Raw genomic sequence first — 15,090 nt, 5'->3', positions numbered from 1 at the left:
AATCTCTTTTTTTGTTATCTCGGCTGATCGTAAGCCCCGAAACTTAAGGAGACATAATCTTGTACTGGAATCCATGCTCCAATTCCTTGAGACGTTACATTTCTCACCACAATTGAACGCTTGCTGCCTTTTACCGTTACATATACTTCCCCATACGTTACTTTTCCCTTTTCACTTACAGCAGGCGTGTACGCATAGAGATAACCTACTTTTTTAGGAGCTACGTTATACACCTGGTCTTTTTTCGTTCCGGCACCTACAAACGTTTGAAATGATAAAGTGAGCTTTGTTTTTTTAGCTGCTTCAATTAGCATCATTTGTTTAACATGATCAGGCTGAGGCACTTTTGCCGTTAATCCGCCTTTTACATGGCTTTGATTTTCCTGACTGTACATCATTTTGTACTGAGTTTTTCCTGCTCTGTTATCATAATGATTCGTATTGATTCGCTGGTGCTGCCAGTTAACGTTTGTTTCTGTTGATTCATAATTTAACGGCCACTGTCCTAAAAAAATGGTTGCTCTGAATCCAATTGCCCATGGAGTTTTAGAAATGTTTGATTCATTTAATATACGAATTAAATCAGGGTTTTCAATTTTTACATTTGACGTTTCAATGAGCTCTTTTGTGAACTCACTCGGCTGCAAATAAGGCGTGTCTTGACTAGCATTTGGATACGTATTTTCTTTTGAAATATTTAAAGCTGAAGAAGGCACGTTGATGGTAGGCTGAGCTGTTTTTGCAATGGCGATCTTCGTTGAACATGAAAACGAAATAATGATGGTAAACACAAATAAAAGCAATTTACGTAACATCTAGAAACTCCTTTCAACATCGTTAATGAATGCAACCATAGTTTTTTCAAACATCCCCTGTTTTATCCTGAATACCAAAAGGGAAATTCTTCTATTCACTCACAAAAAAGAAACGTCCACATAAAGTGAACGTTTCTTTTTTAAATGAGATAAAAACCAATTCCCATAATAATATAAGCACCTAAAAGAGTTGCGCCTTCAAACCAGTTTGTATCTCCGTCATTAGAAATCGCAATCGTTAAAAATACGGCTGTTACCATCGCAATCAACTCAGGCCAAGTAAAAACAAGAGACATTTGGCTTTCGAACATTAGCGAAACAAGTACTAATATTGGTGCTACAAACATCGCTACTTGTAAAGTTGATCCAACAGCAATTTCAACAGCTACACCCATGCGATTTTTAACGGCCATAATAATAGCGGAAGCATGCTCTGCCGCGTTCCCAACAATCGCTACAATGATGACCCCGATAAACAGCTCACTCCAGCCAAAGCTTTCCGAGACAATTTCGATTGTACTTACCAAGCTTTCGGATACATAAGCCACCGCTAACGTAGACAAAAAGAGAACCGCAATCGCTTTCCACATTGACCACTCTGGCCCCTCATGTTCTTCCACTTCTTCACTTTTATGCTGATACACGCCTCGATGCGTGACCAGCTTAAAGAATAACGCCGCTAAGTATAAGATGATGAGAATAATGGAAATTCCGACACTTAGAGACATGGTCTTCGCTTCGTCCATTTCGCTAGCAAACACTTCAGGAATAACAAACGCAACGATAACGGCAAAGATCAATAATCCAGAATTATGTCTTGCATCATAGACATTAAATTCTTGACGCTTAAATTTAAGTCCCCCGATAAAGAATGAAAGACCGCCTACAAGAAGGAGATTTCCTAATACAGAACCGGTTAACGATGCAAGCACCACGGCTGTAAGGCCTTCTTTTAAAGCAAAAATCGAAATGATTAATTCTACAGCGTTACCAAAGGTAGCATTCAATAGACCGCCTATTCGAGGACCAGCTACAACAGCTAAGCTCTCTGTAGCTCTTCCCATAAAAGCTGCGAGGGCAATGATTGTTAAACAGTAAATAATAAACATAAGAACATCTGACCAGTGCATCATGTGCCCAATAACAGATAGCGGCACCCCAAGAATAACCGCTATCAGAAAAATCCGATTGATCATCGATATGTACACCTACCTTATTCATTTTTTTACAACAAAATCAATCATATCAAATTAATGGAATTTGTATAGACTCACCGTCAATGTTAGTATTTTTAACCTATTTTTATAAATGATAAACCTCTAATTGATTTTTGATTAAGATATTTAAAAATCAGCCAAACTACCAAGGATAATGAGATAGAATGAGGAGTGAAAAAATGAGTAATGATGTAAAAAATCAAATTTTATCGGTACTGGATGACTATACAATCGGAACGTTAGCTACGATTCAAGATGGAAAACCTTATTCACGCTTTATGATGTTTTTTCATGAAGATCTTGTGCTTTACACCGCCACCAATAAAGATACCCACAAAGTCGAAGAACTAGAAAAAAACCCTTACGTTCATATTTTGTTAGGCTATGATGGGCAAGGTTGGAGTGATCCGTATGTAGAGGTAGAAGCCAAAGTAAATGTAGAAACAAACGAAGAGTTAAAAAAGAAATTTTGGAATGAAAAGTTAAAAGAGTGGATTAAAAGTCCAGATGACCCAAATTTTTTGCTTCTTCAGCTGACTCCTGAACGCATGCGCTATTTTGATAAAGCCGGAAGCAAACCAAAAGAAATATAAAAGTGGACAATGTCCACTTTTATTTTATTTCGAAGGTTTCTGTCACTTCTATACTGTCAATAACCGACTGTAGCATTGAACAATTTTTTCGGGCTAGCTCAATCGATTTTTCAATTTTGTCTAATGGCAGGTCTTTTCCCGTGATGATATAGTGCAAATGAATTTTTTCGATTCGCCCCGCTTTTTCATCATTGCGCGTTACATCAGCTTGGATGCGTAAATCGGAAAAAGCGATTCTTTTTTTCTCTAGAATCTTTCTTAACACGCCTCCGCTGCACACGGCAATGGATGATGTCATTAGCTGATACGGACGAAAGCCATGCTCTTCATCTCCGGCGATATGTAGCTCTCCATAAGGAAAATCTGTCGTAAACCCCGCCTCTTTTTTCATGTTAAATTCCATTTTCTTCACTCCTTTCCTTCATTATAAACCGTTTTTTATATAACCAACTACTCTCACTATAGATCACTTGTTACACCGCGGTTTATTTCCGGGCACCATCACAATAAAAAAATCCGAACGAAGTTGATTCTTGATCAAGAATCAACTTCGTTCGGATCTTCCTTCAACTAATATACTTTTGTCCTAGCCTTTTGTATGACTCCGTATTAAATTAATTTTCCAGCGCGAATATCATCCGTCATTCCTTCGTAAGGCGCTTGAGCGATAACTTCCTCATTGTTTACTCCGACATTTGTGATGAATGTAATGTCAGCAAATTCGGGAACCACGTATTTCGGATATGTTTCGTATTTTTCACGGGATTCATGCATTAAATCAAGATAATCATTTTGATAGCACACGGTAATTTCAGGATGTTCATGTACCCATTTTGGGAAGAAAATAATTCCGTGCATGCGTTTTTCATCAGGCATAAAGTTCAAAGATACATCTGTCCCCGTTGGTTCAGTCCAAGATACTTTATATACACCTTCTGTTAATTTCACAATATCTACTTTTTGGTCACGAACCCATCGTCCTGCCACCATTCCGCTATGAATACGATAATCGATTGTATTTTCGTTTTTAATATAGATTTCATATTCCCATCCGTTTTCGTATGTGTAAATCATATGATTTCCAATAAATTTTTCCATGTCTATACCTCTCCTTTGATTTGATTTATAAAACTTCGTATATGTCTAGCACAACGCTTTCTGGGTTTCTTACAGCAGCGCCTATAAACATGCGGTCCTGTAACCACTTATACTTTGCACTTCCAGTTTCAAAGACAGGAATCGTACGAAAGTAAACGTGCTCTGGGGGTATAATTTCACCTTCAGCAGCCTGTTCTCTAAACTCTTCACTAACCTGACGTATTCCATTGTTTTCAATATAAATAAGTTCATCATCTTCTGTTTGAATGACATATCGTGCAGATAAATCGACGCGGCCATCCCAACGAATAATTTGAGAATCCGCTCCACTTGGAAGAATTAAGCCTTTTATTTCCCCGTCTGCAGTACCTGACTTAATGGGAATAAACTGTTTTTTTCCTAATCCTGTATGACCAATAACGACGGGTGTACCAACATTAATTGTGAATTTTGCTATTTTCTTCAGCCCTGGTTCTATCATAGCAATCACCTCTTAATTGTAAATAAAAACATGTAAATATTTACACGTTTTATTCTACTCCCCTTACATAAAGATGTCAAATGGACAGCACGGCCTGTTTATATCCTTGTCAATAAAGCGTTTTCCTTGTACGATTAAACAGTTGGATTGACAAAATATAGATAAAAAGAGGTTAAATGCTATGGGTGCTACTCATCAACAACGTTTCTGGATTTTAGTTAGCCTTGTCGCCATTTCTGGATTCAGCCAAGGCATGCTGCTGCCTTTAATTGCTATTATTTTTGAGAAAGATGGTCTTTCCTCTACTATAAACGGATTAAACGCAACTGGATTGTACCTGGGCATCTTATTTATTTCTCCTTTCATGGAAGCGCCGCTTCGCAGATACGGATACAAGCCAATTATCGCAGCAGGAGGACTTTTAGTTATTGTATCTTTAGCTTTGTTTCCCCTGTGGAAATCTGTTGTATTTTGGTTTGTGCTCCGTTTATTTATTGGAATAGGAGATCACGCGCTGCACTTTGGAACTCAAACGTGGATTACATCGTCTTCCCCTGCTGATAAAAGAGGTAGAAACATTTCACTGTATGGGCTCTTTTTTGGTATTGGTTTTGCTGTTGGTCCTTTAATGACGCCGTTAATTGAAATTAATCAAGCGCTGCCTTTTATGATTTCTTCTGCTCTATGTCTTCTAACGTGGGTATTTTTATTTTTGATAAAAAATGAATTTCCCCTTCAGGGAGTTGAGGTTAATTCATTAAAAGAAACGGCTAAGCGATTTTCTAAAGCGGCTAAATATGCTTGGATTGCTTTTTTACCGCCTTTTGGATATGGTTTTTTAGAGTCATCACTGAACGGCAGCTTTCCTGTATACGGTTTACGAATTGGATTGCAAGTAGAGTTTATTTCACTGCTGCTGACTTCCTTTGCAGTTGGAGCTATTGTGTTTCAGCTTCCTCTTGGCATACTGAGCGATAAATTCGGACGGAAATTGGTATTAGGATGGATTTTATCAATTGGAGCCGTGACTTTTTTTACAGCAAGTCTCTTGGAAGACACCGCTATTCCATTAGTAGCGTGTTTATTTATAGCAGGCATGGTTGTAGGTTCTACGTTTAGTTTAGGAATCAGCTATATGACGGATTTGATTCCTACTCGTCTGCTTCCTACAGGTAATTTACTATGCGGCATTGCTTTTAGTATCGGAAGCCTTGCCGGTCCTTACATAGGCGGTACTTTTATTCAGTTCTTTCATCATGTCAGCTTTTTTAATATTATTAGCGGGATGCTTGGCTTTATTTTTATCCTTCTTTTTGTATTCGGACAAAAAATGCCTATGCAGCAAAAAACAAGCGAGAACTTATAAGTTCTCGCTTGTTTTTAAACTTTTAGCGTCCGGTGCTGAAGAGCTGATTTTTCAATTTGTATCGTCGTATGCTCAATACCACAGTGATCGTGTACTAAATCAATGGCTTTTTGCAAAATCTGCTGACAATCTTTTTCATCTTCTACGCGCATATGACAGCTCAATGAGTCCAGTCCTGAAGTAATCGTCCAGATGTGTAAATCATGCACATCTTTGACTCCTTCAATGTTTTCAAGAAGGTTTTTTATTTCACTGTGATCCACTCCTTCAGGAGAGCCTTCCATCAAAATATGAACGCTATGAGCAAGCACGCCCCAAGCGCTTTTTAAAATTAATACAGACACAACTACAGAAATAATCGGATCAGCAATATACCATCCAAACAGCATCATAAGAAGTCCCGCTACAATAGCTCCAATAGACCCTAAAGCATCTCCCAATACGTGTAAGTAAGCGCTGCGCAAATTTACATTTCCTTTTACATCGCCTTGTCTCATAAGTGACCATGCGCTGATTAAATTAGCGATTAAACCAACAGCAGCAATCAGCATCATGCTGCCGCTTGCTACAGACTGCGGCTCCAGTACGCGCTGATAGGCTTCATAAATGATAAACCCTGCTATTACAAACAGTGCCACTCCGTTAAAAAGAGCCGCTAATATTTCAAAACGATAATAACCGTACGTTTTTTTAGCCGACGCAGCTCGGTTAGCAAACCATATGGCTACGAGGCTAAGAGCAAGTGAGCTTGTATCAGACAGCATGTGTCCGCTATCGGATAATAGCGCTAAACTATTTGTAAAAAGCCCTCCGACAAACTCAAGAACCATAATACCCGCGGTGATAATTAGTGCAATTAACAGACCTTTTTTGTTGCCTTCACGCTGTGTATCAAAATGGTGATGATGACCATGATGATGATGGTGGTGATGATCATGACTCATGCAAAGCCCCTCCTTCTAATCGTTATGTGCGCATTCTACGTGCTGAATCACTTGATGCAGTATTCCAACCACGTGTTCATCATCGTACGTATAGAAATACGTATTCCCTTCACGGCGATATTTTACTAAACGTAAATGACGCAAGTGAGTTAACTGATGTGAAATAGCTGATTGTGAAACACCAAGCACTTCAACCATATGACCGACTGAACACTCTTCTTGAAATAGCAAATAGAGAATCTTCATTCTCGTAGGATCTGAAATAGCTTTTAGTATTCTTGATGCTTCTTCTACTGTTTGAGGTGATAAAAACGAATGTTCATCTTTTTTCATAACATCTCTCCGTTCATTATATGCAAGTATATGAGCATATGTTCATATATAAATTATAAAATACCTTTTTCTCTATAGTCAATTATTTACGTCTTTCAAAATTTTTTTGCCTATTTTAAAAAAAAATCCACACAAAATACTTTTTCTGTTATATAATACAATTAAATATAATAAACTGTATTAAAACAGATGGAGAGGAGAATAATAAATGAGCAGACAAGAACGTAAAAACATGATTACATTTATTGAAACAATGAAGGGGATTGACCGTGAAACCTTAATGTACATGACGGATGCCGATATCGAGCACATTTACACTTCCGCTTATAAATATTATGAAGAGCATTTAGATATGTAGTACGTTTTTTACAGAATGCAGACGTCCAGCTGCATTCTGTTTTTATTTTTTAAGCATTAGTTGTTACCTACTTGCTTGTTCCGTGCTATACTATACTAAATATCCCAATTCAAAAGATAATAAATGGAAAAAGTGTGCTGCTATCGCTGAGATGGCAGCTTTCGTGCTTTTTTAGGGGTAATGATTGTGATTATTTTTCTCAATTATCGTTCAAGGAGGATTTGTATGGAAAATGCGTTACCTAAAAAACAAGAACAAACGCCGCAAACATCTTCTGCTGTCAACGTATTAAAAACACATGGTGAACTCATTGCTGCACTGTTGAGCGGAGTGCTTATTTTAGCCGGCTGGCTGATTTCAAAACAGCAGGATACAGCTGTATCTATTACGCTCTTTGTATTAGCTTATGTGATAGGTGGATTTGCTAAGGCAAAAGAAGGCATTGAAGAAACGATTGAAAATAAAGAATTAAACGTCGAAATGCTAATGATTATTGCGGCCATTGGAGCGGCTGTAATTGGCTACTGGACAGAAGGTGCTATGCTTATTTTCATTTTTGCACTAAGCGGTGCATTAGAAACGTACACCATGAATAAAAGCAACCGAGAAATTAGCGCCTTAATGAATTTGCAGCCGCAAGAAGCAACGCGGCTGATTGGAGATCAAGAAGAAATTGTCTCCATTTCAGATTTACAAATCGGAGACTTGCTGTTAGTTAAGCCGGGTGAACGAGTGCCATCCGATGGTATTGTCGTCTCAGGTCAAACAACGATTGATCAGGCGGCTATTACGGGTGAATCTGTTCCTGTACTAAAACAGCTCGATGATGAAGTATTCGCGGGCACGGTGAATGTGAAAGGCGCCATTACCATTAAAATGACAAAGCCAAGTGCTGAGACACTGTTTCAAAAGATCATTCAACTTGTTCAAACGGCTCAAAGTGAAAAGTCTCCTTCTCAATTGTTTATCGAACGATTTGAAGGCACATACGTAAAAATTGTTCTATCGGTTGTGGCAGTTATGCTGTTTCTCCCCCACTATGTGCTTGGATGGAGCTGGACCGAGACATTTTATCGAGCAATGATTCTCTTAGTTGTAGCGTCTCCTTGCGCCCTAGTTGCATCTATCACCCCTGCTTCGCTGTCTGCTATTTCAAACGGAGCAAAAAAAGGAATTTTGTTCAAAGGCGGCGTGCATTTGGAAAGGTTAAGCCATTTAAGCGCAATTGCTTTTGACAAAACAGGCACGTTAACAAAAGGAAAGCCAGAAGTGACAAATGTTATTGTACGTTCTGATATAAACGAACAGGAATTTCTTATTAAAATAGCATCAATTGAACGTCAGTCTAATCATCCGCTTGCTCAATCCATTGTTGACTTTGTGAAAAACAAGCAGGAATTGACGCTCGTTCAGCCAGATTCACTTGAAGACGTTCCCGGATACGGTGTGATTGGGTCTCTTCAAGGAGATACGTGGAAGATAGGAAAAGCAGATTTTGTAGGTAAAGAAGAAGCAGCTGAATTTGAAAATGGGATTTCATCTACGCTTGCCAGTGAAGGAAAAACGATTGTGTACGCAAAAGACCAGCATGGTATTGTGGGATTGCTTGCGCTAAAAGACGTTGTACGAACAGAAGCTGTAGAAGCTGTTAAATCTCTGAAAGAGCAGGGTATTCATACCGTCATGATTACAGGAGACAGCGAAAAAACAGCCGAGGCCATTTCAAAAGAATGTGCCGTCGATGAATACATTGCAGAATGCTTGCCTGAAGCGAAAGTAGATAAAATTAAAGCGTTAAAAGAAAAATTCCCTACCGTTTCAATGGTGGGAGATGGGATTAACGATGCACCTGCTCTGGCTACTGCTAACGTTGGAGTAGCTATGGGAGAAGGAACGGATGTGGCACTTGAAACGGCAGATATTGTTTTAATGAAAAATGATTTATCAAAAATTTCGGATGCAGTAGCTCTTTCCAGACGAATGAACTCAATTGTGAAGCAAAACGTTATTTTTTCTATTGCCGTCATCTTTTTATTAATTTGTTCGAATTTTTTCCAAGTGCTTGATATGCCATTTGGTGTTATTGGTCACGAAGGCAGCACCATTTTAGTTATCTTAAATGGCCTTCGCTTGCTAAAATCTTAACGAAAAAAAGCCTAACGTATTTGTTAGGCTTTTTATTATGGAAATCGATGCCTTAATGGTAACCGTTTTGTCCATTTTGGCTGTTGCTTGTTTTATGCTTTGGCTGGCTCTTTTTATTTTGCTTTGTATTGCTTCCGTCTTTTTTTGTATGCTTTGTCATGATGTAAAACCTCCCTTTCACTTGGTTAGTATGCTCATATCTTGCGAATGATTTCATCCCAATTTGTGACTATGAAGATTTGACTCGGCGGTCGTAGAAAATAGCGTTAATTTCTCCTCCAATAACGATAATCATCCCCGATAGGTACAGCCAAATAAGCAAGATAATAATTCCGCCCAAGCTTCCATATGTAGCCGTATAGTTATTGAAATGATTGACGTAGTACGCAAATAGCATCGATACCACTGTCCATCCGACCGTAGCAAAAGCCGCTCCTTTTACAACATTTCGAATCAGCAGCTTTTTATTAGGAGCAAAGTAATACAACCCCGTAAAAACAGTAAACAAAATGAGACCGCTGATAATCCAGCGGGAAGCAGACCATAAAGCGAGAAAAGTTTCTGAAAATCCAAACGTAGACGATAAATAAAGACCAATCATATGACCAAAAACAGGAAGTAAAAGCGCTACAATAATAACAAATATCATCGCAAAAGTAAGGAGAACTGCCATGCCTCTCGCCACTAAAAACGGCCGATTTTCTTGTACGTGATACGCTCGGTTAAATGCCCTTACGATCGCATTAATTCCATTTGAAGCAGACCACATCGTGGCAATGATACCAAAGGACAATAGTTTTTCATTATGAGAACCAATGATATGAGAAACGTTGCTTTCAATCATGTGCAGCGTTTGCTGTGGCGCTACATTTTCGACCAAGTCAAGCAGATCTGTTGATTCCAATGGCAAAAATCCAATCAGCGTAATTAAGAAAATTAAAAAAGGAAATAGCGAGAGCAGCAAATAATAAGCCAATTCAGCTGATAAGCTGGGCAGCTCATCTCGATGAATGCGGCCCATGAGTTCTTTGCCAAACTTTACGATGTTATTTATGTATATTCCAGCCATATGTGCCTCCTTATTTATTTTTGTTCATCACCATACTTCTCTACAAATGCTTCTTTTGTATCGTTTACAATTTCCATCACCTGAGGGGTTGTTTCTTTTAACTTTTCTACTTTTCCTGCTACAAATGATACATCTTCAGAAACTTGCTCAATGGTCGTACGGATCGTTTCATATTTCTCTTTCACAGTATCCGTTACAAGTTCAGGATGCTGAATAAGAGTCGTTGTTTTGTCTTTCAATTTTTTACTTCCTTGAATAACGGAACTTCTGGTTTCTTTATCAAATAAAGAAACAGCTCCTCCTATAATTGCTCCAATGACCATACCTTCTACTAGCTTATTTCGTTTACCCATTTGTCGTTTCTCCTCCGTTTTTTATTTTTTTAGTATCACTTATTCCGAGAAATGCTTCTCTATAATTTCGTCTAAAAGCGCCTTGCATCCTTCTTGAACTAAGTCATATACTTCGTCAAAATTTCCCGTGAAATAAGGATCAGGCACATCTTCAATATGTAAACCAGGCACAAAATCCAAAAGTCTTGCAATATAACCTGTTTTAGTATGTCCAGCCATTCTTCTCAGATTTCCTACATTTTCGACATCCATTCCAATAATATAATGAAATTTAGCTACATCCTCTTGAATCACTTGTCTTGCTGTTTGCCCTTTAAAATCAATGTTGTTTTTCGTTAAAATAGATTGCGTCCCTTCATGAGGAGGATTTCCTTTGTGCCAGCCTCCTGTGCCTGCAGAATCTACGTGAATTTGTCCTTGTAGCCCTTTTTTCTTCACCATATCTTTAAAGACCGCTTCTGCCATGGGTGAACGACAAATATTTCCCAAACAAACGAATAATACGTTAATCATAGTCTCGACTCCTTTCCCTTATTACAAACATTATATACAATCATTTTTAAACTAAAAAATAGTTTTCTTTTATTTATATCGTTTCCACTCTTCTGTGGATAAGAACCTGACATAAAAGTGTTCACACGATAAAAACATGTTACAATAAAAAAAACGCAACTGGAAGGATGAACAAAGTGGATTTATCAGTAAAATCTCCAGAGAATATTAAACATATGGTCGATAGCATCAGTGAAAAATTGCGCATGCTAAATATCGGAGCAATTAAAGCCGAAGCTTTTGACGAAGAAATGTATGAAGACTTAAAGTACTTATACGATATGGTAATGAGAAAAGATTCTTTTAGCCCAAGTGAAATGCAAGCGATCGCGGAAGAATTAGGTACACTGCGTAAACAAGCTTAATGACACCTCCGTCAATGACTAATAGCCATTGACGGTTTTTTCTACATTTTTTTCTATACATGAATGCTGCACCTTTTAGCGAGCAAATAAGAGTTAAATCGTTTACATACACATAGATGAAATATTCCCAAAAATCTTTCTTTTTTATTAGGAATTGACGTTTTTATTATTTGTCTATAGAATGTATCGAAATACCTAAAGCTCGTATAGTCTTGGAAATAGGGTCCAAGAGTTTCTACCGAACTACCGTAAATAGTTGGACTACGAGGGTTGAACATCATTCATACTGCATTTTTATTCTTCTTTATGTTCTCCCTTACATAGTCCTTCATTGTTATTCAGTTATACAATGAGAGGAGTCACATTCATGTCAAATACAAAAACAACATTAAAAAAACAGCTTGCTGTTGCCAATAAAAAAATACCTGCAGATCTTGTAGTGAAAAACGGGAAAATTATCGATGTCTTTACGCTTTCCATCATTGAAGCCGATATTGCGATTGCTGATGGAGTGATTGTTGGAATAGGTCAATACGATGGGAATAACGTCGTTGATGCAAAAGGAAAATACATTTCTCCTACGTTCATTGATGGACACGTTCACATTGAATCATCAATGGTTACACCTAAAGAGTTTTCAAAACTTCTTGTACCTAGAGGCGTCACAACTGTCGTAACGGATCCTCATGAAATTGCGAATGTTTCAGGGAAATCTGGTATTGAGTTTATGCTTCAAAACTCGGACTCCATTCCTTTAGACGTATTTGTGAACTTACCTTCAAGCGTGCCAGCAACTCCTTTTGAAAGCTCTGGAGCCGTCTTAAAAGCAGCTGACTTAGCGCCATTTTTCTCTCACTCTCGCGTGCTTGGATTAGCAGAAGTAATGGATTTCCCTGCTGTTCGAGATGGAGATGACGATATGCTCGATAAATTACAAGCAGCTAACGATGCAAACGGCGTAATTGATGGGCACGGCTCAGGGCTAGATGCCACGGGCGTTAACATTTATCGTACCGCTAATATTTCAACAGATCATGAATGCGTAACAGCAGAAGAAGCAATTGAACGTATTCAGCGCGGGATGTATGTTCTAATCCGCCAAGGTTCTGTTGCTAAAGATTTGAAACAATTGTTACCTGCTGTAAATGAACGCAACGCGCGCAGATTTTTATTCTGTACCGATGACAAACATCTAGATGATTTATTAACGGAAGGCTCTATTGATTACAATGTTCGTTTTGCTATTGAACTCGGGCTGGATCCGTTAATTGCGATTCAAATGGCTTCATTAAATGCCGCTGAATGCTACGGGTTAAAAGATAGAGGTGCGGTTGCTCCTGGTTACAAAGCTGATTTTATTCTGTTGGACGACTTAACCGATATATCTGCAGCACATGTTTATCAAAACGGAGAGCTCATTGCTGAAAATGGAGAGATGCTGTCTGTGCAAGAAGAACAAATTGATCTTCCGACAGAACTAATGAATTCTGTTCATTTGAAAGAGTTTTCTATTAACAAACTTACGATACCACTTCAGCACAATCGGGCTAATATTATTGAAATTAATCCAAACAGCCTGCTTACAAATCATATTGTAGAAGAAGTTCAAGTAAAGCAAAACGAATTTCAGCCTTCTGTAGAAAACGATCAGCTGAAAATGGCTGTTGTTGAGCGCCATCATCTAACAGGAAATATTGGTCTTGGGATCGTAAAAGGATTTCAGTTAAAAGACGGAGCGATCGCTACTACGATTGCTCACGATTCACATAATATCGTAGCCGTAGGAACAAATGATGAGGATTTAGCAAAAGCAATTGCGGCAATTGAAGAAATCGGCGGAGGTATTGTTATTGTAAAAGATAATGAAGTGATTGGTTCCCTCCCTCTTTCCATCGGAGGGTTAATGTCACCTCACCCTTACAATGAAGTAAATAGCTTACTTAAGCAGCTTCACGGGGCTCTTCATGAGCTTGATATTTCACAGAAATTCAACCCGCTGCTGACGTTATCTTTCTTAAGCTTGCCTGTTATCCCATGTCTAAAATTAACCGACAAAGGATTATTTAACGTAAAAGAATTCAAGCATATCCCCGTTCAAGCATAAAACAAAAAGGACTCTTTTGAGTCCTTTTTATTTATACCCTTTAGACGGCGTAGTTCGAGTTTTACGATTTTTATAATGACGATATCCTTCTTTTAAAAGGATGGGAAAAACAGCGACTAGAATTTTTTTTAATATACGTCCCAATGTAAGGCACTCCTTTACGTGTTCTTACTTTACTATACCCAAATTGGACAGCTAAAAACGCAAAAAAGAGCAGGTATATCCTGCTCTTTTTGTATTACTTACCGATAAATTGTTGAGTCCAGTACGTAGTATCACCTTTTACGTATCCAACACCAATTTCAGTGAAATCAGGGTTTAGAATATTTTTGCGGTGACCGTCACTATTCATCCAAGCATTCATTACATCTTCAGGAGATTGCTGACCTTTTGCAATGTTTTCACCTGCAGTTGTATATTCAATGCCGAATTGTTTCATCATATCAAATGGTGAACCATATGTTGGTGAATTGTGGTCAAAGTACCCTTTGTCCATCATATCTTTTGATTTAGTGCGTGCAACGTCACTTAATTTTTTGTTAAGTGTTAAAGGCTTTAAACCTTGTTTTTGACGTTCTTGGTTTACTAAATCTACTACTTTTTGTTCAAATTGACTAGCATCTTTTGTTTGCTCTGCTTTATCAGTATTTTCTGATTGTTGAGCTTTTGTGTTTTGCTGTGTTTGCTCCGGAGCTTTTGCTTCTTCACTTTGCTCTGGTGCTTGTGCTTGTTCCTGTGGAGCTTCTTCAGCTTGATCTGGTGCCTGTGTTTCTTGCTGTGGAGCTGCTTGAGCAGATTGTCCTTGAGCGTTAAATTTCTTTAATAGCTCGTCTACATTTATATTTTGTGCTGCTTGAGCATCTTTAATGGTAATTTGTTTTGGAGTGTTGCAATCAGGAGCTGCTGCATTTGCTTGTCCTGCTGTTAGTAATCCTAATGATACGGCACCTGCGACAGTGGCAATACGAAACCTTTTCTTCATGTTTGAAATCCTCCTATGTGATAATAAAGTTTTTTGTAAAACCGCAACGCATCTAAGCTTGTAGCAAGCCAACCTCGTGATGCATCCTCATTGTTGCACGAAAACTATGAAACTCGCAACGTCTTTTAAGCTACCAAAATTATACTCACACTTATGTAAAAAATATTTCGATTATATTACGCGACTTCCAGCTATTGATAGTAAAAGGTTTTCATATACTTTGAAAAACAGCTTCATCCAATGCGGTAATATAACTGTAAATTCCTCGTCAAAAACGTTACATACAAAAAAGGCGACAGCAGAGTGGTAAACCAC

The 15,090-nt window shown here is 38.2% G+C and carries 17 protein-coding genes and 1 riboswitch; of the genes, 6 read left to right on the top strand and 11 right to left on the bottom strand.

The window, feature by feature from the left end; all coding sequences use genetic code 11:
- Positions 1–14: 14 nt before the first annotated feature.
- Both ACRPLQ_RS23475 and cax read right to left on the bottom strand, forming a co-directional pair.
- Positions 15–815, bottom strand: a complete 801-nt coding sequence (locus ACRPLQ_RS23475; protein WP_028412446.1) for a YfkD famly protein — start codon at positions 813–815, stop codon at positions 15–17.
- Between the two features lie 140 nt (positions 816–955).
- A complete protein-coding gene (cax, locus tag ACRPLQ_RS23470) occupies positions 956–2,011 on the bottom strand; it encodes a calcium/proton exchanger (protein ID WP_328142040.1) in 1,056 nt (351 codons plus the stop codon).
- A 200-nt stretch (positions 2,012–2,211) separates the two neighbouring features.
- Here cax and ACRPLQ_RS23465 point away from each other — a divergent pair, with 200 nt between their 5' ends.
- Positions 2,212–2,625: a pyridoxamine 5'-phosphate oxidase family protein gene (locus ACRPLQ_RS23465; protein WP_034263743.1), complete on the top strand. Its 414-nt coding sequence runs from the start codon at positions 2,212–2,214 to the stop codon at positions 2,623–2,625.
- A gap of 19 nt (positions 2,626–2,644) precedes the next feature.
- Here ACRPLQ_RS23465 and ACRPLQ_RS23460 read toward each other — a convergent pair whose 3' ends face one another.
- From ACRPLQ_RS23460 to ACRPLQ_RS23450, 3 genes are all read right to left on the bottom strand, one after another.
- A complete protein-coding gene (locus ACRPLQ_RS23460) occupies positions 2,645–3,028 on the bottom strand; it encodes an OsmC family protein (RefSeq protein WP_034263756.1) in 384 nt (127 codons plus the stop codon).
- 206 nt (positions 3,029–3,234) lie between these two features.
- On the bottom strand, positions 3,235–3,723 hold the full coding sequence (locus ACRPLQ_RS23455; RefSeq protein ID WP_048021570.1) for a phenolic acid decarboxylase: 489 nt from the start codon (positions 3,721–3,723) through the stop codon (positions 3,235–3,237).
- A gap of 25 nt (positions 3,724–3,748) precedes the next feature.
- On the bottom strand, positions 3,749–4,204 hold the full coding sequence (locus ACRPLQ_RS23450) for a DUF3237 domain-containing protein (protein WP_432236292.1): 456 nt from the start codon (positions 4,202–4,204) through the stop codon (positions 3,749–3,751).
- Between the two features lie 181 nt (positions 4,205–4,385).
- On the opposite strand from ACRPLQ_RS23450, the gene ACRPLQ_RS23445 reads away from it, so the two are divergent.
- Positions 4,386–5,570, top strand: a complete 1,185-nt coding sequence (locus tag ACRPLQ_RS23445; RefSeq protein ID WP_098999466.1) for an MFS transporter — start codon at positions 4,386–4,388, stop codon at positions 5,568–5,570.
- Between the two features lie 14 nt (positions 5,571–5,584).
- Here ACRPLQ_RS23445 and ACRPLQ_RS23440 read toward each other — a convergent pair whose 3' ends face one another.
- Both ACRPLQ_RS23440 and ACRPLQ_RS23435 read right to left on the bottom strand, forming a co-directional pair.
- Entirely contained in the window at positions 5,585–6,514 is a 930-nt protein-coding gene (locus tag ACRPLQ_RS23440; protein ID WP_165635416.1) for a cation diffusion facilitator family transporter, read from the bottom strand.
- 15 nt (positions 6,515–6,529) lie between these two features.
- Positions 6,530–6,847, bottom strand: coding sequence for an ArsR/SmtB family transcription factor (locus ACRPLQ_RS23435; protein WP_034267028.1), 318 nt, complete (start codon positions 6,845–6,847; stop codon positions 6,530–6,532).
- 208 nt (positions 6,848–7,055) lie between these two features.
- On the opposite strand from ACRPLQ_RS23435, the gene ACRPLQ_RS23430 reads away from it, so the two are divergent.
- Both ACRPLQ_RS23430 and ACRPLQ_RS23425 read left to right on the top strand, forming a co-directional pair.
- Entirely contained in the window at positions 7,056–7,205 is a 150-nt protein-coding gene (locus ACRPLQ_RS23430; RefSeq protein ID WP_013055132.1) for a BH0509 family protein, read from the top strand.
- A 225-nt stretch (positions 7,206–7,430) separates the two neighbouring features.
- A complete protein-coding gene (locus ACRPLQ_RS23425) occupies positions 7,431–9,350 on the top strand; it encodes a heavy metal translocating P-type ATPase (RefSeq protein ID WP_034267025.1) in 1,920 nt (639 codons plus the stop codon).
- A 229-nt stretch (positions 9,351–9,579) separates the two neighbouring features.
- Here the strand turns inward: ACRPLQ_RS23425 and ACRPLQ_RS23420 are convergent, their stop codons facing one another.
- Genes ACRPLQ_RS23420 through ACRPLQ_RS23410 form a run of 3 tightly spaced genes read right to left on the bottom strand, consistent with a single transcriptional unit; the run spans position 9,580 to position 11,285 of the window.
- Positions 9,580–10,419: a YihY/virulence factor BrkB family protein gene (locus ACRPLQ_RS23420; protein WP_034267022.1), complete on the bottom strand. Its 840-nt coding sequence runs from the start codon at positions 10,417–10,419 to the stop codon at positions 9,580–9,582.
- Between the two features lie 14 nt (positions 10,420–10,433).
- A complete protein-coding gene (locus ACRPLQ_RS23415; protein ID WP_098112305.1) occupies positions 10,434–10,772 on the bottom strand; it encodes a YtxH domain-containing protein in 339 nt (112 codons plus the stop codon).
- Positions 10,773–10,811: 39 nt separating this feature from the next.
- Entirely contained in the window at positions 10,812–11,285 is a 474-nt protein-coding gene (locus tag ACRPLQ_RS23410) for a low molecular weight protein-tyrosine-phosphatase (protein WP_098112304.1), read from the bottom strand.
- A gap of 176 nt (positions 11,286–11,461) precedes the next feature.
- Between ACRPLQ_RS23410 and ACRPLQ_RS23405 the strand changes: the two genes are divergently transcribed.
- Together ACRPLQ_RS23405 and ade are read left to right on the top strand one after the other, a co-directional pair.
- Entirely contained in the window at positions 11,462–11,689 is a 228-nt protein-coding gene (locus ACRPLQ_RS23405; RefSeq protein WP_013055127.1) for a DUF1128 domain-containing protein, read from the top strand.
- A gap of 182 nt (positions 11,690–11,871) precedes the next feature.
- A riboswitch (purine riboswitch) is annotated at positions 11,872–11,973 on the top strand.
- Positions 11,974–12,056: 83 nt separating this feature from the next.
- On the top strand, positions 12,057–13,793 hold the full coding sequence (ade, locus tag ACRPLQ_RS23400) for an adenine deaminase (RefSeq protein WP_047751737.1): 1,737 nt from the start codon (positions 12,057–12,059) through the stop codon (positions 13,791–13,793).
- A 238-nt stretch (positions 13,794–14,031) separates the two neighbouring features.
- Here ade and ACRPLQ_RS23395 read toward each other — a convergent pair whose 3' ends face one another.
- Positions 14,032–14,775, bottom strand: a complete 744-nt coding sequence (locus ACRPLQ_RS23395) for a CAP domain-containing protein (protein ID WP_154974108.1) — start codon at positions 14,773–14,775, stop codon at positions 14,032–14,034.
- Between the last annotated feature and the right edge of the window lie 315 nt (positions 14,776–15,090).

The sequence above is a fragment of the Priestia sp. TRN 1309 genome (genome assembly GCF_050846875.1).
GTDB classification, from domain to species: Bacteria; Bacillota; Bacilli; order Bacillales; family Bacillaceae_H; genus Priestia; species Priestia zanthoxyli.
This window is presented reverse-complemented; position numbering and strand designations above follow the sequence as displayed.

Excerpts from the sequence above, each read along its gene's own strand:
- ACRPLQ_RS23440 (WP_165635416.1), bottom strand. The coding sequence starts at position 6,514 with ATGAGTCATGATCATCACCACCATCATCATCATGGTCATCATCACCAT.
- ACRPLQ_RS23410 (WP_098112304.1), bottom strand. The coding sequence starts at position 11,285 with ATGATTAACGTATTATTCGTTTGTTTGGGAAATATTTGTCGTTCACCC.
- ACRPLQ_RS23465 (WP_034263743.1), top strand. The coding sequence starts at position 2,212 with ATGAGTAATGATGTAAAAAATCAAATTTTATCGGTACTGGATGACTAT.
- ACRPLQ_RS23445 (WP_098999466.1), top strand. The coding sequence starts at position 4,386 with ATGGGTGCTACTCATCAACAACGTTTCTGGATTTTAGTTAGCCTTGTC.
- ACRPLQ_RS23455 (WP_048021570.1), bottom strand. The coding sequence starts at position 3,723 with ATGGAAAAATTTATTGGAAATCATATGATTTACACATACGAAAACGGA.
- ACRPLQ_RS23430 (WP_013055132.1), top strand. The coding sequence starts at position 7,056 with ATGAGCAGACAAGAACGTAAAAACATGATTACATTTATTGAAACAATG.
- ACRPLQ_RS23420 (WP_034267022.1), bottom strand. The coding sequence starts at position 10,419 with ATGGCTGGAATATACATAAATAACATCGTAAAGTTTGGCAAAGAACTC.
- ACRPLQ_RS23395 (WP_154974108.1), bottom strand. The coding sequence starts at position 14,775 with ATGAAGAAAAGGTTTCGTATTGCCACTGTCGCAGGTGCCGTATCATTA.
- ACRPLQ_RS23460 (WP_034263756.1), bottom strand. The coding sequence starts at position 3,028 with ATGGAATTTAACATGAAAAAAGAGGCGGGGTTTACGACAGATTTTCCT.
- ACRPLQ_RS23425 (WP_034267025.1), top strand. The coding sequence starts at position 7,431 with ATGGAAAATGCGTTACCTAAAAAACAAGAACAAACGCCGCAAACATCT.
- ACRPLQ_RS23415 (WP_098112305.1), bottom strand. The coding sequence starts at position 10,772 with ATGGGTAAACGAAATAAGCTAGTAGAAGGTATGGTCATTGGAGCAATT.
- ACRPLQ_RS23450 (WP_432236292.1), bottom strand. The coding sequence starts at position 4,204 with ATGATAGAACCAGGGCTGAAGAAAATAGCAAAATTCACAATTAATGTT.
- ACRPLQ_RS23475 (WP_028412446.1), bottom strand. The coding sequence starts at position 815 with ATGTTACGTAAATTGCTTTTATTTGTGTTTACCATCATTATTTCGTTT.
- ACRPLQ_RS23435 (WP_034267028.1), bottom strand. The coding sequence starts at position 6,847 with ATGAAAAAAGATGAACATTCGTTTTTATCACCTCAAACAGTAGAAGAA.
- cax (WP_328142040.1), bottom strand. The coding sequence starts at position 2,011 with ATGATCAATCGGATTTTTCTGATAGCGGTTATTCTTGGGGTGCCGCTA.
- ade (WP_047751737.1), top strand. The coding sequence starts at position 12,057 with ATGTCAAATACAAAAACAACATTAAAAAAACAGCTTGCTGTTGCCAAT.